Source organism: Pelosinus baikalensis, from assembly GCF_020819555.1.
GTDB lineage: Bacteria > Bacillota > Negativicutes > DSM-13327 > DSM-13327 > Pelosinus > Pelosinus baikalensis.
In genome coordinates this window covers 1-13,790 of the sequence record NZ_JAJHJB010000065.1, presented here as the reverse complement: position 1 = coordinate 13,790, position 13,790 = coordinate 1, and the positions used below count along the sequence as shown (strand labels likewise).

The window sequence follows — 13,790 nt, the reverse complement described above, 5'->3', positions numbered from 1 at the left end:
TCTTATAACAATTAGTCACATTGTTTAAACTAAATCATATTATGTAATATAAACTTCTATAAAACCTCCTTCTTATGGCTGTTCTTTTGAGCAGCCATTTTAATTTACTCCCACCGATTAATCTTCAACTCCAGCCCCGCCCAAACATCACTCTCGCCAATCAATTCATAATTTAATTCCCTAATCCCCTCGCGAAACTCCGCAACCTGTCGAGGATCATCGCCCTGGCAATACTGCTCAGCAATCGACTGCAGCGTGTCACCAGGGTTTACTGTATATTGCATTGCAACTAGAACCAACACCAGAATAAACCGTTTCATTTCAAAGTCCTCTCTTCCTCTGTGGCCCTCTACGGCTCTTTGTTTCAACCCGCCCTTGCAATGATACTCCACTAGTACTATTCCCGCCCCTAACAACGTCTAGCGCTCCCAGGACAATCCTCTCGCTAGGAGCATGAGGGGCTAATCTTCGCCCCTTGATCATCCAACTAATCAAACTGTGGAATATTGCCTGCTCTGATTCAGTACGTTGTATTTTCATTTTCCTAACCCAATAACCTGCATGGATCTATATAATCACGGCCAATATTCTTGATAGTTCTTAGATCAGGTGGTGCCACGTTTAATTCCCTCGATTTTGGGGTAATTGGGTTGCTCACTGGTGCATCTTCTTCACGCGATTGGTATGGCTCCCGAATCACAAAATACCGATTCGTCAACAATGTTGCTTCTACACCATCACTAGGATCAGGGATCTTGTCCACCTGACGATCAGCAAAGACTGTACTTTGACACTCGCGGCAACGTCCTTTCGTTCGGCCACCTGGGAAGCCATTATACATATTAGCAAAATACTCAGCACCACAAGAGCATTCAATACGATATCGCTCCTGCTCATTGGTGGAAGTATTTTGAGTTTGCACTGGTCTCGGTTTACTCCATTCAACATCTGCTAAACCTGAAACACGCATGGCAACAACTTCCTGCATATCGATAGCCACGAATTCATCATCTACGAACTTGGCACAAATACTTCGCGAAAATCGACTTGGACGCTTAATTTCAGCTATGAGGCATTCTGTCATATGCTTGGGTAAGGACATTACAGTTTTTAGGCCATTGTTGAGCGCTAAGGTGACGGGTAAAACATCATCTTCGCCATTGAGATCCAGATCTTCTTCCGCTGATCCACTCTCCTGAGTAACCTTATTGCTCTCAGCAAGCAAATCATACTTAGCCTGCAAATCCTCAAGCTGCTTGCGTAACTCCTGTGCTTCTTTCGCAAACCGATTCCAGTCACTCCGAATAAACGCCGTAATATCACACATGCTCGGATTAGCGGGTCCATCACCGTTCGGATGCAGGATATCGTTAATTACCATTTTCAACCGGTCATACTCCGAAACCATAAGGCGCAATACTTCTAGTTCTGCACCTAGATTAGTAAATTCAGGCTTTTCAGTGAGTCCTGGTGCGGCTGACTCAGGTGCAAGGTCACTAGCATAGCTATATTGGCATTTCTCTTTCGCTTCCGGATCAACTGGCACTACATCATACTTGGACAAAACCCTACGTGCTGCACATTCTTTATAATCTGCCTTGGTGCATGTTTTGCAACTATGCTCAATCACAAATCCATACCAGTCTTGGAAATCTTCTACGTCAATCGGCAGCGTGCTTTTTAACTGCAGCATGTCCTTATTGGCTTGGATGGCTTCTGGCGTAGCCATGAACATGATTCTAAGTTTGGAGATAGATACCATTAGATTTTCTTTGGCCTGCTCGTCAAGATAGCCTAGTCGTATGTCTGCTGATTTTTCGAGTCTAGTCCGTGCATGCCTGAGCTCAGAAAGAAATTTCTTATCTACGTTCTTCAAGCCAGAGTATAATTCAATGACTTTCTCAAGCTGCACTCTGAGAGTCATAAGCCTTACTAGGTTTTCTTTTTCATCCCTCGATAAATATTGATTCATTCTCCCCCACTCCAATCAAATTTATTTAAGTTCGTTTTTCTCTACGTGCTCACGAGGCACACATAACATTTGATAACAAGGACATTACTCGCCACTGATAACAATTATCGTTGACCTTCCATTATCGGCATAAGAACAATTACCACCAACACTGACACTAAAGGATTCACCAACCCCGGTCTTAATAACAGCTGCGCCTGAACTATTTTCTAGCAGTGAAATAATCTCGCTATAGTCATTACTTTCAGCTTTTAGAAGACCACGTTTTTTGACCTCTTCAAGCAAATCTTCATCACCGAACTCATCCAGATCAACATCAACACTGACAATGGCCATTTTTACCCCACCTTCCTAAACAGCCGATCCACTATCGGCAAATAATCTAAACCCTGAGGCACCTTCCATTCTGGTGAAAAATCCTTGATATGTATCGATGCAGCCCCACCCGCTTGCCATTCATCCAGCCCATACTCCCAAACTTTCCACGGTACCGCAAAGTACCTTCCACCCTTGAAACTAACAAACACGAAGGATATCCCACCCGTCTTATAATGCCGATCAAGAAACTCCTGTTGATGCTCTTTCAGCTCCGCCCAACGGATCCGATCCGAAGACAAACACTCCTTTGCATCAAAGGCAATGGACTGTCCCTTATAGCTCCCTAGAAAATCCACGATCGACTTGTTCTCCACCTTCGCAGTTACGATCTTCCCGCCCTGGCGAATCGGTATCCACTCCGTCGGCACTTTAGCTATAATTGCTTTTCCTCTAGCCTTATATATTTCATTTACCATGATGATCGACTCTTCAAAAGCCTTACCACGGTTTGCATGCTCATATCTCAAATCTACACCTCCGTCTCGTACAGCACCGAAGTACCTTCTTTCACAGGTACCGCAGTTGGAAATACTAATATCTCCCCTCGCTGGTTCTGAATCACCCGAAATCCTTTATGATATTGCTCTGCCATCTTAACAGCCTTATCGATTTGGCTGCGTACCTCTGGATTAACTGCAGCCCTCTTTTCGTTGCGTTGCTGGCAATGAGAGCAAATATTCTCCACATCATCCGTTAACCGACCACAATGCGCACATGGTCCCACAATCAACCCTCCTAACATTTCCCAGAAAATAACAAATACAATAACAGCGAATCCAATAACTTATCCGCTCCCTCCCATGGTCCATGATGCAGGCTTTTTCTTACAATCACAGGTAACCGCTTCATCCCTCATATTTATGCCGTTATTAAAGGGCACTTGAGCAAGATACCAGCCTTGCCCATTGCATTTTGGACACACGGAATCAATTTTCGAGTTATCCACAACCGTCGTCTCGTGCGCGCTATTATTTATATTTATAGTTTTGTCTACGTCTAGTCTAGTATAAGAATGTGCTACAGGTGTGCCTACACCTGTGCCTAGTGGTATGCCTACTACTGTGCCTACACCTATGCCTACAGGTGTGCCTAGTACTGTGCCTAAATTCTGACACTCAGAAGAATTATCCACAGGCACTTCTGGTTTCTTTTCTTCCAAAAGAGAAATCATACGATAACTCCCAGCCTGATTTGATTTGCCTTTTTTATACTCAATTAATCCATATTGAATTAGCGAATTCCTTGTGGATTCGACCCCTTGTCGGGACAATCCGGTAAGTAGTTGAACAGTTTGATTGGGCGCAGTAAACCATTCTTTCCAGCCGATCATATTGTTTATGCTCATTAACATGTACCATAAAGCAATTACCCCTGTAGAAGGTCGGTTTATCATTGTCCAATCCCTAAACGCATTCAACTCTCGCATATAGTTCATAAGCCACCACCTAAGAGCAAATCTTGGATCTATTACTATAATCTCTGTAACGATTCATACGTTATAATTGCATCTGATTTCCGAGTAAGGGGGCGGCATTGTACACCGCCCTTTATTCCTCTATTAAGCGACCTTATGCTGCTTTATCCATTTCCTTATCTCTTTGCCTTTAATTATGGCGCCATCATAAGGTACCCTCACTATGTAATCCCATTTGAATATCTGGTGCAGTTCTTCCGCTGTCTGCCGATCCGTAAACATAGCCAAGATATTAAGAGCCAGCTCAGCAGGTCCAGAACCACCATAGCCCCATTCAAAGCCATTCGGACTATGCAATTCTATTTGTTGCGATACGTTTGTTAACACGCTGCCATTCTCGCTACGCTTCAGAATAATATCACCGCTAAAATCTAGCTCAGGCTCCTTGAATAATCGTCCTTGGCCCTTCTGCCTCTCCCTGGTACCAATGATCTTGGTCCAACACACCGGGCCAAATCCTTTTTCTTTACTGATGACGTCTCTTAGTACCCGATTGCAACGTCCGCATCGTTCGCTCATGCGATATCGCCATGCTTCTTTTGAGTAATGGATTCCAGGCAATCCTTACATATGGATTTCCCTTTAAATTCACTCACATTATCAGAACTACCGCAAAATAGGCACTCATAAGAGGGTTGATATTTCATAAGGATAATACGATCTTTATCAACATAGATTTCTAAACCATCTTTCTCTCCAATTTCCAACGTTCTTCTGACTTCTATAGGAATAACTACTCTCCCAAGGTTATCTAGCTTTCTTACAATACCAGTTGATTTCATAATTTTTCTCCCCCTCAAATTTAATGGAATCATTTTACTACCTACTGCATATGCTGTTCTATCTTGACTTTTATAGGAGGTAAATAATTGATAGATCTTGTCATTTTAGATAAGGTGCTTAGCACCTTATCTTTTATTACCCCGTTTGTACTTTATTGTGGAGTAATCTTTGTTTTTGCAATAAGCCTATCTGAGCTAGGCCACCAATACTTCCACCGACTCGTCCTCCGGCTTAAAGAAGATCTTTTGCTCAAAGGCTTCCTGAACGGCTTTAACGTGACTAATGACAAGCACTACACCAAACCGACTAGCAACCTGCTTCACCGCGTCAATAACCATCGGTAAAAACTCATCTGATTGACTCCCAAAGCCCTCATCGATCGTGAGCCAGTCCACTTTTGAACCCGCACGACGAGCCAATAATTCTGCTAAAGCAAAGCGAATGGCAAAGTCTATGCGCAGCTGCTCACCACCGCTATAGGTTTCATAGATGCGTTCACCAGCCCAATCACCAACGATAATATCTAAGGTCTCTGCCATACCGCTCCGGCTTTTTAGTTCCTTTTGCGTTTCAAACTTGAGATAGTTCTTACCGCCAGACATTTGACCAAGAATATCATTGGCAATACGCTCGAGTTCAGGTACCGCATTTTCAATAATAAGAGCAGGGATTCCATCTCTACTAAATGCTTTCACGATAGTCTGGTACCGGACTACTTTCTTTGACAAAGGTGCCATTTCTTCCACTAAGGTCTGCCGAGTAATCTCATCAGCTGCCAATGCATCTAGTTTCGCTTGTATGCCTCCGAGAGCAGCAACTAAACGTGTTAGCTCATCCCTAGATACTTGGAGTGTTGTCTGCAGTCCTGTGCATTTATCTTTGGCAGCCTGTTCTAATCCTTTAGCATCACCAATGATGGCTTCATACTCTGTTTCAAGTTTAGTTGCCTGTTCTGTAAGGGTATTAATTTCTGTGTTGGAGCGATTAATAAATTCAGTAGCTGAAGCCGATACTTCTCGCGCTATCGCAAGTTGATCTTTCGATAAAAGATACGGTTGCAGCAGCTTTATTTTTTCTTCCATAGCTGGAAGTTCTTTTAAACCTTCGGCCAATACTCGGTACTGTTCACGCATAGATTCGATCCTAGTTTCAAGATCGGTTTGGCGAGTTTGATATTCACTATTTTGCTTCTTATAGTTGTCTAGGAGCTGAATCTGACCATCTAATTTAGCAAAGGCTTCTGCATCTGGCTTTAAGGTACTTACTAACCCCTGCAGCCTAGACCATTCTGTAGCGTGATAATTAAGACCATCCATCTGCACTTTTAAATCATCTTGTTGTTTTTGCAGATTTTCTGCATCAGGATTCTTAAGTTCTTCAATCTGAGCTAGTAACTCAGTAATTCTTCCCTGAGCTTCTTTGGCATCTTTCAGAAAGGCACACTCTGCCCGATCTATATCAATGCACTGAGCATTTTGTAAGATGTTTGTCTTTCCTTCTAGCAACTTAATTTCCTTAGATAGATTAGCCTTTTTCATATCAAAACGAGTGACAGATAGTACTAGCGCCTTTTGCACATCCACCCATTGGCGAGAAAGATCTTCGTAGGAAACCCTAAGAGTGTCTATCTTCGCAAAATCAGATATCGCTTGCTTATAATCTGCAGCAGCCATTTTCAGCCGAGGTCGATCAGCTAGAATCGATTCCAGTTTAACTATTTCTGCATTCGTATTTTTTAGGCCGGTTACAACACCAGCAAGTTCTTCTTTTAAGCGTACAGCCTCAGTTTGTAAATTGTCCTGTTGATCTCTTTGAGTCTGCAGTACAGTAACTTGTTGCTGTGTCTGTTCATATTCCACGACTTTGGCCAAGATCGTTTCTTCTTGAAGCAAAAGCTTGTTGGCTGTATCCAAACGCCCCTGCTGCCGCTCACGTTCAATCGTCTTGGCGTCAATACTAACTCTCAAACCCTTTGCCTGCTTGTCAATTGCGTCGGCTTGCTGAATGCGAGCGACCAACACATTATGATCTACCTGGGCAATCTGCAAATCAGCTTCTGCTTTTTTAATCTGAGTTTCAATAGTGGCTTTTTGCACTTCATTGGCAAATTTCAGTGTCTCAAGTGTGACTTTATCAACTAACCGTCCGTCAATTTCGGACACTTTGACTTTGGCCTTTTCTAACTCTAAATTAGTTGCTTGCAGCTTTGCCTTCGCTTTTTCCTGGAGCGTTTCGTACTGATCCAGCTGCAGCACCTGAGCTAAAATTGCTTTACGCTGCCCCGCTGGCCTAGAGGTAAATTCATTCGATTTGTTTTGCAAAATCATACTGCTAGATGAAAAGGTTTCTGCATCTAAATTCAGCAAGGCAATAATCTTTTTCTGCGTCTCAGCAATACTAGCACCGGATTCACTAGCCCATAATGCACCAGACTTACGCTGCAGCTCTAAAGTGGTTTTCCCTTTACCTTTTGTACTGCGAGTGCGAATGGTTCTATAAATCTCGCCTTGGTGCTCATAATCGAATATGACTTCTGCTTCAGTAGTGCCAATGCGGACCATATCATCCGCACTGGTGCCAGGCTTCGTGGTACCATAAAGCGCGAACATAGGGGCAATCGTAAAGGCTGTACTTTTACCTGCTCCGTTAGGGCCTGCTATTGCGCTACATGTGATATTAGACAAATCAATATCAGCATAAGGAATGGCGCCAAAGTTTTTAATCTGAATGCGTAGAGGTCTCATTGCTTACCAACTCCTTTGATTTACTAATGGCGTATATCTTCTTACCTTTTTTATGAATACCCCAATTGATCAACTTCTTATAGAGGTCTGATGCAGCCATTTGATAAGAGGCCGCAATGAGAATCTTAGAAACTTTACTTTCAACAAGGAATCTTGCATCCTCTGGTGTTAAGTCTTGCGGATACATCGGTCGTGCTTTATATAGAGATAAACCTCTTCTAACACATTCAATAGGGGTTGGATCTTCTGGCTCTACTCTTTTGAGTACTACCTGGCGCGGAGTCGTTCTCCACGCCATTTCACCAGGGATGATGATCTCTGCATTTGCCATATGCTAAAACACCTCCACCCCATGAAATTTCAAACCCTCTATCCAACGCTCTTTTACTTCTTCCGTACAATGAGCCATAGCATCAGTCCATGTAGCATCGCGCCCGTGTTCCATCTTAAACTTCATTTGATAATACAAGCTTTGCTGATTATGAGGTAATCGAGGATCATGCTTCACTGCGCACTCTTGGCATACATCTGGTTTCGGTGGTAAAAGCATCATGGATGACATCGGAATTTCCTGAATTTCAATGATCTTCCCCGTTCGCTTGCTCTTAAATGTATGCATCTACTACCACCTCCAAGCAGCTGGTATCAAATCCGCCAGTTCTACCATCTAGAAGAACTAATTGAGTCCCGCAAGCCTTCCAAGGCTCGCTCCTAGTAATCCATACTTGCCCTTTGTATTTAGTTGCTTCAAAGCAATTAATCATACGAACTTTAGTTCCAATAGGCCACTTAACATTTTTAACTTTTGCTTTTTTAGGCATTTGCTAGTACCTCCTGAGCTGCAAAGTCAAAAACTTCTACTACTTTACCATCAGGAAAAACTACCTCTCGACCTTTACCTAGTGTGCCAAACAAGCCAAAGGATGCCCAATTGCAACCGTTACCCACGTCTTTCTTGTCTTTCGCACCTAGCCCCGTTGTTCTGCCAATGCATTGCTGAGGAGCATCGTCTGGTTTACCACCAGCGTCCATATGTTCCTTAATGGTTGCGACCTTACCGCAAGCTGGGCAAACAAATGCAACTGCATTCTTTGATTCAAAGCGAGTTTTCATCTCAGCTTGCCAGTCTTCCAACGTTTGCTTTATCATGCTGATACCTCCGAAATTGGATATAAACTCCATGCAAAAGCTATTTCCGGCCCCATGATACTTACAACAAGATAGTAAATTACCTTTCCCTTCCACTCGTTGCGATATATTCCGTACAGCTCTGGATTAGGAATCATGACCGCCGTATCTCCTAATGCGTAGTTGTCCCGAACATCTAGTCCTACGTGCTTCTTGAATAAATTGTCCAGCCGCTTAGATTTTTTAAATTCTTCAAATTGCTCTGAAGATAATTGAATAATTTTCTCTATCTCGTTGATCATGACGCACCTCCATGCTGTGTTTTAAAAATATCATCTGGATTGTTGTGTTCCTGACAAACATCCAAATCAGGACCTATCTTGGTTTTGCATTTATTGCACATTGGTCTATCGCAAGTCTTTCCTTCGCCCACAGGATAGTCACATAAGCTAGTGATGGGCTTTCCGCAGTAATGGCAAGGCGTAACTGGTTTACGTCCCCTGCTGCAAATCATAATCACACTACCATCAGAACCTACAAGACATTCACAAGGCATCAGCTGGCACCTCCATCAATTCAGCCGTCATAGCTGCCAATTCATCAATCTCCAATGAATCAATTTCTTGATTACTAGCCCACTTTCTTAGCGCATCTATAGGTCCAAGAACTTCTGTAATCTCAGCATCACGCAATCGATCTTCGGAACGTTTTACATCACCTTTGATTTCACTGACGTAGTAGACGCCTGCATCATATAAAGATTTTTCTAATGTTCTTCGATTGAGCTGCCGATTAAGCTCCTCACTGCATGTATAGTGAATTCGAACAATCGCATCCTTAGGACGTGGTCCATGATCTTCTTCATCATCCTCGCCCCAATCCCAACATAAAAAACCTTCAATGACCATTTTTACTCCGAACTCATCTAATTTATAGGTCACAAAGCGTCTTGCTGGAGTATCAATAAATCTAGAATCAAACTTCTGCCCATCCCATTCATGAATCCAAAATCCTGCATCTACTTTCTCATCATTAAAGCTAAGTCGTTCAGGAGATCCACTATAAAATACATTCCCATTCTGCTGAGGACGATGGATATGACCTAGCGTAACCAGATCATATCCTGCAACTGCCTCAGTGGTAAGGATTGCTTCCTGCTGCATCAACACATCCTCAAAACCTGTATCAGCCAGATCATATGTAAAATGACCAACAAGGATAGATGGACTATAGTTACTTTCCCTTCGAAATTCTTGGCAAGTCTCCGTTATATGGTCCGTCATCATCTGATGCACTACATGCGCCGGTAATCCACGATACTCTTCCTTATTAACAAAATTTGATCTATCCATCCCTGGGACGCATACTAGCGAAAAACCATATTCACCATCATGGTCGCACCAAATTGGCTCTGTAGCGATTGTTACCTTAGGCAGCTGATAATCTTTCAATAACTCATACGCACTAATAGGATCATGACTTGGAGTACCTGAAATTATAAATATCTCAATACCTGCTGCAGTTAGTTTTCGTAGCCATGCAGTGCAAGCTCGAATCTCCTTACTTGCCTTTTCTAGAGCAATATCAGCTTTTCGAAACATATCACCAGCAACAATTGCGATGTCACAACCTTCTGCTATCATCCGATCCGCTGTCCAGTCCATAGTTCGACATATATCATCGAATCGAGCGGTAGCAGTGGGACCAGAATAACCTAGCCCCCAATGTATATCTGCTATATGAGCTATTTTCATGCCATATCACCTGGTAGTGCAGCTGACATAAGTAAGTCTTGTAATTCTTCCTCATTGGTTTTTGCTATAAAATCAATCACAGAACTAGCTTCAGCCGTAGTCAGATCATTAAGTGGCTTATTTTTTACATATTGAACAATGGATTTAATGCCACTCTCATCAACATTCTTTCGCTTGGCATCACCAACGATTTTGCCATACTGCTTGTCCGACAATTTATTGCCTGTAGGTGGATTAAAGGAAGAACGTTCATCACTAGCCTTAGGAGTGGCACGCTGCTTTTCAAGCCTTTCTTTAGGCGCATCACTGCCTTCACCTTCCAGCCAAGCTTCTAATTCATCTTCCGACTGACTGAAAATACTCGAACTTCTAGTTGCTGATAAAACAGCATCCACTAAAGATCTTTTCTTTGCCATTTTCAAAATGGTATTCCATTGATCGATCAGGTCTGTGTTTTCAATCCGGTATTTGGCATATTCAGCACCAGTCTTTTTGTTCTTGAAGATTTTATTTACTAGCGCTTCTTTGTCTAAGCTTTTAGGTACGTCACTCTCATACACCCAACGATATCGATACTTACTTTCATAGCTGCTTGCTTCGCCAACACCTTCGGCAATGATAGTGCCGGTCTTACGATGCACGATTTGCATAGTAATCTCCGATAAGTAATATCCAGTCTTAAAATCCCGAGTGTCATTTTTGGCTTTTACAATAGGAGCAAATCCATATAATTCACATAGCTTTTCTGCACCTGGCTTATAAAGGGTAGGCTTGTCCGTACCTGGGATAATTCCATAATCTAAATCCTTAACCATAACCTGCTTGAAGAATTTCTGAACCAGATCAAGCTTAGTTGTCATTTCAGCTAATCGAATTGCCATATCACTCGCCCCACTAGAATCCATATCAAGCAACGCTCCGCTTTGTTGCTGTGGTGCTAATATTGTTACGTTATTTTCCATTACGCCACACCCCCTGTTACTACACGACGAGTAAGATTGCCTTACCAATCCTCTCCCTCTATTACCTGAACCCCTCCCGCAGGTTCCCATCCTGGTTTTCCATTCAGGTGCATGCATTTATAACATGCGTCATGATTTGACCGATCCTGGAATTTGCAAGTAGTGCATGAGGCACCAAGATTAACAACTTTCTTCATTTTGATTTCCTCGCTTTCGTATTTGTTAATGTGGACCAAGTAGCAAGACATTTAGGACATTGATATACAGCTATGCGAATATAGTCCTCAATTTTAACCCCTGGTACTTTGCAAGCTATGCAATTAGTTAGCGGCTGAATGTTGCTCATGTTGCAGCACCTTCTTCCTGCTAACCTCAACCCCTATGAGATATGCCAAACGGCACCAATATTTAGCAGTAATTTTACTCATTACATTTCCCTCCGATTGACCACAATGTACCGAACATGGTACAATAATGGTGTAAAAATTTTAGTTAACTCCTCTCAAAGTCGTCTGTGCGCTAACACAGGCGATTTTTCTTTTAGTAAAGGCATATAGGCAATTGCGAAGATAGCACCACAAAGGGATATCAGCCGCTCTATGCACCTATTAAATAAGGGCGTTTCATCAGTGGTAATTTTATCGTCACGCCCCACTCTGGCAAGATCCATTTGCATCTTATTTACCTCTTCCATCTCTACTTGTAAATCCAGAATATTAGCAGATAATGCACGATGTTCAATACTAGGAAGTATTAATTCACCTACTTTATTGGTCATCTTTAAATACATATATCCAAGCCATTTGGCATTGTAGATCTCCATCATTTTTAAGATGACATCCTCAGGTATAGGAGCTTTACCGCATTCATAGGTTGAAATAGAACGAGGACTGACGTTTAACACTGGACTTGCAGATTCTTGCGTATATCCTGCAAAATCCCTAGCAGTAGCGCATAGTTTTCCGAACTTTGTCTGCATGGTTTTCATCCCCTCTCCATGAGATAATGAACTAAGAGGACACTCCTTACGTTCTCACCCCCACTCAGCCTGTCTATCTGGACAGGCTCTTTTTTTAGATTAGAGCAATAGCCACAAGTGCCATACCACCAGCCACTAAAACCCAGAGCTTGTCACCATCCTCATTTTGGGTTACAGTCTTTGATTCCGTTATGCCAAAACGAATATTTTTGATAACGATCATACGCCCCACTCCCTTCTTTTAGTAGAAACTAATTAATTTTAAGCTTAACCTGCCTCCAAATTTTCATCTTTAACAGGTGGATTACTCTTTAGAGTAATTTTTAAAGCATTTATTTTTCTTTCCTTGTCATCCGCAGCAGGTTCATGCATACGGACATATGTAAAGAAACCACGACCTACCTTACATTTTTCTGTAGAAATTATGAATGACATACTGTCGCCTCCCTCTCTGAAACTCTGTGAAATTTAGATACTCCATTCCGATAAATGCAGGGTTGCTCAAAGACCAGTTCCCGTTTTCCATTAGGAAATTCATTTACATATACGATTAATTGGGATTGTCCTGATTGATGCTGAACGTTTTCATTTGCGTTTTTAATGATCGTTTCTAATAGATTAAGATCGATATGAAATTTTTTAGATTCTATTTTTCTCACCTCCTTAAATTACTTTGATTTACAAATTAATACAGGAATTTTATTCCTTTTACAGAATAAATCCATTATCAAATAAATTTCAAAGGATGATTAATATGGAAAAAACTTTTCATTTAGCAAATGTACTGAACAACACCCCTGAGAACTTGTCACCACAAGAAACAAAATCATTGATCCGCGATTACCATCATGCTGATTGGATGTGTGAGCGAATTATTGGTACGATTAATGATTTTGAAGCAGAACTACCTGATGACATGCAAGCAGGTGGACGCTTAGTGTCTTTTGGACAAACAGTACAATTTAGCATTAATGATGTTAGCTATTGGAACCCAGACATGATTGTTTTTTATGGGACTCTTCCGACAGGAGAACCCGTGAGGCTCGTCCAGCATTCATCGCAGTTAAGTCTATTGCTTGTTGCCTTGAAGAGAAGTAACCCAAAAGAGCCGCGACGCAAGATAGGTTTTCATTCAGAAGATCAATCTGAGCAGACAGATGATTGATAGTAGTTCCAAGTTTCTCATCTATAAGCCCTGCACTAGACTTAAATAATGTGACTGTTGGTACTGTGATTTTGTCATATTCATCGCTTTTTAACTCCTGGATCACTGGTAAAATAGCCGCCAGTTGTTCCATAGAGTCTTGAAACGCTTTGGTTTGTGGCCGTTCTTCAAGTTGCAGCTTGATCAGTTCGGCCACTACTTTTTCTAGATTAGTTACTCGTTGCTCTAATGTCATTTTAAACACCTCCTTAACTGGTTTTTAATCTATAAATTCGTGTATGCTTGCTAGTGGCTACTAATAGTTAGAAGTCTTCCTTTTCATTGGTCCCATGTCCAAACCAGTAATGTTTTTTAATTTAAGCAGCGTGTCCCATTCCAGCTTCCAATTTGTTTTCACACATTCTGGAGACTGAGGACACAAACTGCAAGGATCAGGAAAGTCAGGATCTTC

22 protein-coding genes are annotated in these 13,790 nt (G+C 41.9%); 1 reads left to right on the top strand and 21 read right to left on the bottom strand.

The window, feature by feature from the left end; genetic code table 11:
- Positions 1 to 104: 104 nt before the first annotated feature.
- The 21 genes from LMF89_RS23770 to LMF89_RS23675 all read right to left on the bottom strand — a co-directional run bounded on the left by LMF89_RS23770 (position 105) and on the right by LMF89_RS23675 (position 12,609).
- Positions 105 to 320: a LysM peptidoglycan-binding domain-containing protein gene (locus tag LMF89_RS23770; protein WP_229537305.1), complete on the bottom strand. Its 216-nt coding sequence runs from the start codon at positions 318 to 320 to the stop codon at positions 105 to 107.
- 1 nt (position 321) lies between these two features.
- Positions 322 to 540, bottom strand: coding sequence for a hypothetical protein (locus tag LMF89_RS23765; protein WP_229537303.1), 219 nt, complete (start codon positions 538 to 540; stop codon positions 322 to 324).
- A 4-nt stretch (positions 541 to 544) separates the two neighbouring features.
- Positions 545 to 1,972 (bottom strand): DUF5651 domain-containing protein, encoded by a 1,428-nt coding sequence (locus LMF89_RS23760; RefSeq protein WP_229537302.1) that lies wholly within the window; start codon positions 1,970 to 1,972, stop codon positions 545 to 547.
- Between the two features lie 84 nt (positions 1,973 to 2,056).
- Positions 2,057 to 2,308 carry a hypothetical protein gene (locus LMF89_RS23755; protein ID WP_229537301.1) on the bottom strand — a complete coding sequence of 84 codons (252 nt, stop codon included), beginning with the start codon at positions 2,306 to 2,308 and terminating at the stop codon, positions 2,057 to 2,059.
- Between the two features lie 2 nt (positions 2,309 to 2,310).
- Positions 2,311 to 2,817 carry a Holliday junction resolvase RecU gene (locus LMF89_RS23750; RefSeq protein ID WP_229537300.1) on the bottom strand — a complete coding sequence of 169 codons (507 nt, stop codon included), beginning with the start codon at positions 2,815 to 2,817 and terminating at the stop codon, positions 2,311 to 2,313.
- A 2-nt stretch (positions 2,818 to 2,819) separates the two neighbouring features.
- Entirely contained in the window at positions 2,820 to 3,074 is a 255-nt protein-coding gene (locus tag LMF89_RS23745) for a hypothetical protein (RefSeq protein WP_229537298.1), read from the bottom strand.
- A 60-nt stretch (positions 3,075 to 3,134) separates the two neighbouring features.
- A complete protein-coding gene (locus LMF89_RS23740) occupies positions 3,135 to 3,785 on the bottom strand; it encodes a hypothetical protein (RefSeq protein WP_229537297.1) in 651 nt (216 codons plus the stop codon).
- 123 nt (positions 3,786 to 3,908) lie between these two features.
- A complete protein-coding gene (locus tag LMF89_RS23735; RefSeq protein ID WP_229537296.1) occupies positions 3,909 to 4,343 on the bottom strand; it encodes a DUF6166 domain-containing protein in 435 nt (144 codons plus the stop codon).
- Positions 4,340 to 4,606 carry an AbrB/MazE/SpoVT family DNA-binding domain-containing protein gene (locus LMF89_RS23730; RefSeq protein WP_229537294.1) on the bottom strand — a complete coding sequence of 89 codons (267 nt, stop codon included), beginning with the start codon at positions 4,604 to 4,606 and terminating at the stop codon, positions 4,340 to 4,342. The genes LMF89_RS23735 and LMF89_RS23730 overlap by 4 nt, the downstream gene beginning before the upstream one ends.
- A 195-nt stretch (positions 4,607 to 4,801) precedes the next feature.
- The gene (locus LMF89_RS23725; RefSeq protein ID WP_229537293.1) at positions 4,802 to 7,351 is read right to left on the bottom strand and encodes an AAA family ATPase; all 2,550 of its coding nucleotides are present in this window, start codon (positions 7,349 to 7,351) and stop codon (positions 4,802 to 4,804) included.
- A complete protein-coding gene (locus LMF89_RS23720; RefSeq protein ID WP_229537292.1) occupies positions 7,326 to 7,682 on the bottom strand; it encodes a hypothetical protein in 357 nt (118 codons plus the stop codon). The genes LMF89_RS23725 and LMF89_RS23720 overlap by 26 nt, the downstream gene beginning before the upstream one ends.
- 3 nt (positions 7,683 to 7,685) lie before the next feature.
- On the bottom strand, positions 7,686 to 7,970 hold the full coding sequence (locus LMF89_RS23715) for a hypothetical protein (protein WP_229537290.1): 285 nt from the start codon (positions 7,968 to 7,970) through the stop codon (positions 7,686 to 7,688).
- A complete protein-coding gene (locus LMF89_RS23710; RefSeq protein ID WP_229537288.1) occupies positions 7,957 to 8,172 on the bottom strand; it encodes a hypothetical protein in 216 nt (71 codons plus the stop codon). Before LMF89_RS23710 ends, LMF89_RS23715 begins: the two co-directional genes overlap by 14 nt.
- Entirely contained in the window at positions 8,165 to 8,500 is a 336-nt protein-coding gene (locus LMF89_RS23705; protein WP_229537287.1) for a VVA0879 family protein, read from the bottom strand. The genes LMF89_RS23710 and LMF89_RS23705 overlap by 8 nt, the downstream gene beginning before the upstream one ends.
- Entirely contained in the window at positions 8,497 to 8,781 is a 285-nt protein-coding gene (locus LMF89_RS23700) for a hypothetical protein (RefSeq protein WP_229537286.1), read from the bottom strand. Before LMF89_RS23700 ends, LMF89_RS23705 begins: the two co-directional genes overlap by 4 nt.
- Complete coding sequence (locus LMF89_RS23695) at positions 8,778 to 9,035, bottom strand: hypothetical protein (protein ID WP_229537285.1); 258 nt, start codon at positions 9,033 to 9,035, stop codon at positions 8,778 to 8,780. The genes LMF89_RS23700 and LMF89_RS23695 overlap by 4 nt, the downstream gene beginning before the upstream one ends.
- A complete protein-coding gene (locus tag LMF89_RS23690; protein ID WP_229537284.1) occupies positions 9,025 to 10,233 on the bottom strand; it encodes a metallophosphoesterase family protein in 1,209 nt (402 codons plus the stop codon). The genes LMF89_RS23695 and LMF89_RS23690 overlap by 11 nt, the downstream gene beginning before the upstream one ends.
- Positions 10,230 to 11,195, bottom strand: a complete 966-nt coding sequence (locus LMF89_RS23685; RefSeq protein ID WP_229537283.1) for a hypothetical protein — start codon at positions 11,193 to 11,195, stop codon at positions 10,230 to 10,232. Before LMF89_RS23685 ends, LMF89_RS23690 begins: the two co-directional genes overlap by 4 nt.
- A gap of 502 nt (positions 11,196 to 11,697) precedes the next feature.
- A complete protein-coding gene (locus tag LMF89_RS23680) occupies positions 11,698 to 12,174 on the bottom strand; it encodes a helix-turn-helix domain-containing protein (RefSeq protein WP_229537282.1) in 477 nt (158 codons plus the stop codon).
- A gap of 94 nt (positions 12,175 to 12,268) precedes the next feature.
- Positions 12,269 to 12,397, bottom strand: coding sequence for a hypothetical protein (locus LMF89_RS26010; protein ID WP_255711616.1), 129 nt, complete (start codon positions 12,395 to 12,397; stop codon positions 12,269 to 12,271).
- 44 nt (positions 12,398 to 12,441) lie between these two features.
- The gene (locus tag LMF89_RS23675) at positions 12,442 to 12,609 is read right to left on the bottom strand and encodes a hypothetical protein (RefSeq protein ID WP_229537281.1); all 168 of its coding nucleotides are present in this window, start codon (positions 12,607 to 12,609) and stop codon (positions 12,442 to 12,444) included.
- Between the two features lie 310 nt (positions 12,610 to 12,919).
- Between LMF89_RS23675 and LMF89_RS26435 the strand changes: the two genes are divergently transcribed.
- Entirely contained in the window at positions 12,920 to 13,339 is a 420-nt protein-coding gene (locus LMF89_RS26435; protein WP_369412707.1) for a DUF6173 family protein, read from the top strand.
- The last annotated feature ends 451 nt before the right edge of the window (positions 13,340 to 13,790 follow it).

Coding starts and splice junctions, on each gene's coding strand:
- LMF89_RS23770 (WP_229537305.1), bottom strand. CDS start 320: ATGAAACGGTTTATTCTGGTGTTGGTTCTAGTTGCAATGCAATATACA.
- LMF89_RS23765 (WP_229537303.1), bottom strand. CDS start 540: ATGAAAATACAACGTACTGAATCAGAGCAGGCAATATTCCACAGTTTG.
- LMF89_RS23760 (WP_229537302.1), bottom strand. CDS start 1,972: ATGAATCAATATTTATCGAGGGATGAAAAAGAAAACCTAGTAAGGCTT.
- LMF89_RS23755 (WP_229537301.1), bottom strand. CDS start 2,308: ATGGCCATTGTCAGTGTTGATGTTGATCTGGATGAGTTCGGTGATGAA.
- LMF89_RS23740 (WP_229537297.1), bottom strand. CDS start 3,785: ATGAACTATATGCGAGAGTTGAATGCGTTTAGGGATTGGACAATGATA.
- LMF89_RS23735 (WP_229537296.1), bottom strand. CDS start 4,343: ATGAGCGAACGATGCGGACGTTGCAATCGGGTACTAAGAGACGTCATC.
- LMF89_RS23730 (WP_229537294.1), bottom strand. CDS start 4,606: ATGAAATCAACTGGTATTGTAAGAAAGCTAGATAACCTTGGGAGAGTA.
- LMF89_RS23725 (WP_229537293.1), bottom strand. CDS start 7,351: ATGAGACCTCTACGCATTCAGATTAAAAACTTTGGCGCCATTCCTTAT.
- LMF89_RS23720 (WP_229537292.1), bottom strand. CDS start 7,682: ATGGCAAATGCAGAGATCATCATCCCTGGTGAAATGGCGTGGAGAACG.
- LMF89_RS23715 (WP_229537290.1), bottom strand. CDS start 7,970: ATGCATACATTTAAGAGCAAGCGAACGGGGAAGATCATTGAAATTCAG.
- LMF89_RS23710 (WP_229537288.1), bottom strand. CDS start 8,172: ATGCCTAAAAAAGCAAAAGTTAAAAATGTTAAGTGGCCTATTGGAACT.
- LMF89_RS23705 (WP_229537287.1), bottom strand. CDS start 8,500: ATGATAAAGCAAACGTTGGAAGACTGGCAAGCTGAGATGAAAACTCGC.
- LMF89_RS23700 (WP_229537286.1), bottom strand. CDS start 8,781: ATGATCAACGAGATAGAGAAAATTATTCAATTATCTTCAGAGCAATTT.
- LMF89_RS23695 (WP_229537285.1), bottom strand. CDS start 9,035: ATGCCTTGTGAATGTCTTGTAGGTTCTGATGGTAGTGTGATTATGATT.
- LMF89_RS23690 (WP_229537284.1), bottom strand. CDS start 10,233: ATGAAAATAGCTCATATAGCAGATATACATTGGGGGCTAGGTTATTCT.
- LMF89_RS23685 (WP_229537283.1), bottom strand. CDS start 11,195: ATGGAAAATAACGTAACAATATTAGCACCACAGCAACAAAGCGGAGCG.
- LMF89_RS23680 (WP_229537282.1), bottom strand. CDS start 12,174: ATGCAGACAAAGTTCGGAAAACTATGCGCTACTGCTAGGGATTTTGCA.
- LMF89_RS26010 (WP_255711616.1), bottom strand. CDS start 12,397: ATGATCGTTATCAAAAATATTCGTTTTGGCATAACGGAATCAAAGACT.
- LMF89_RS23675 (WP_229537281.1), bottom strand. CDS start 12,609: ATGTCATTCATAATTTCTACAGAAAAATGTAAGGTAGGTCGTGGTTTC.
- LMF89_RS26435 (WP_369412707.1), top strand. CDS start 12,920: ATGATTAATATGGAAAAAACTTTTCATTTAGCAAATGTACTGAACAAC.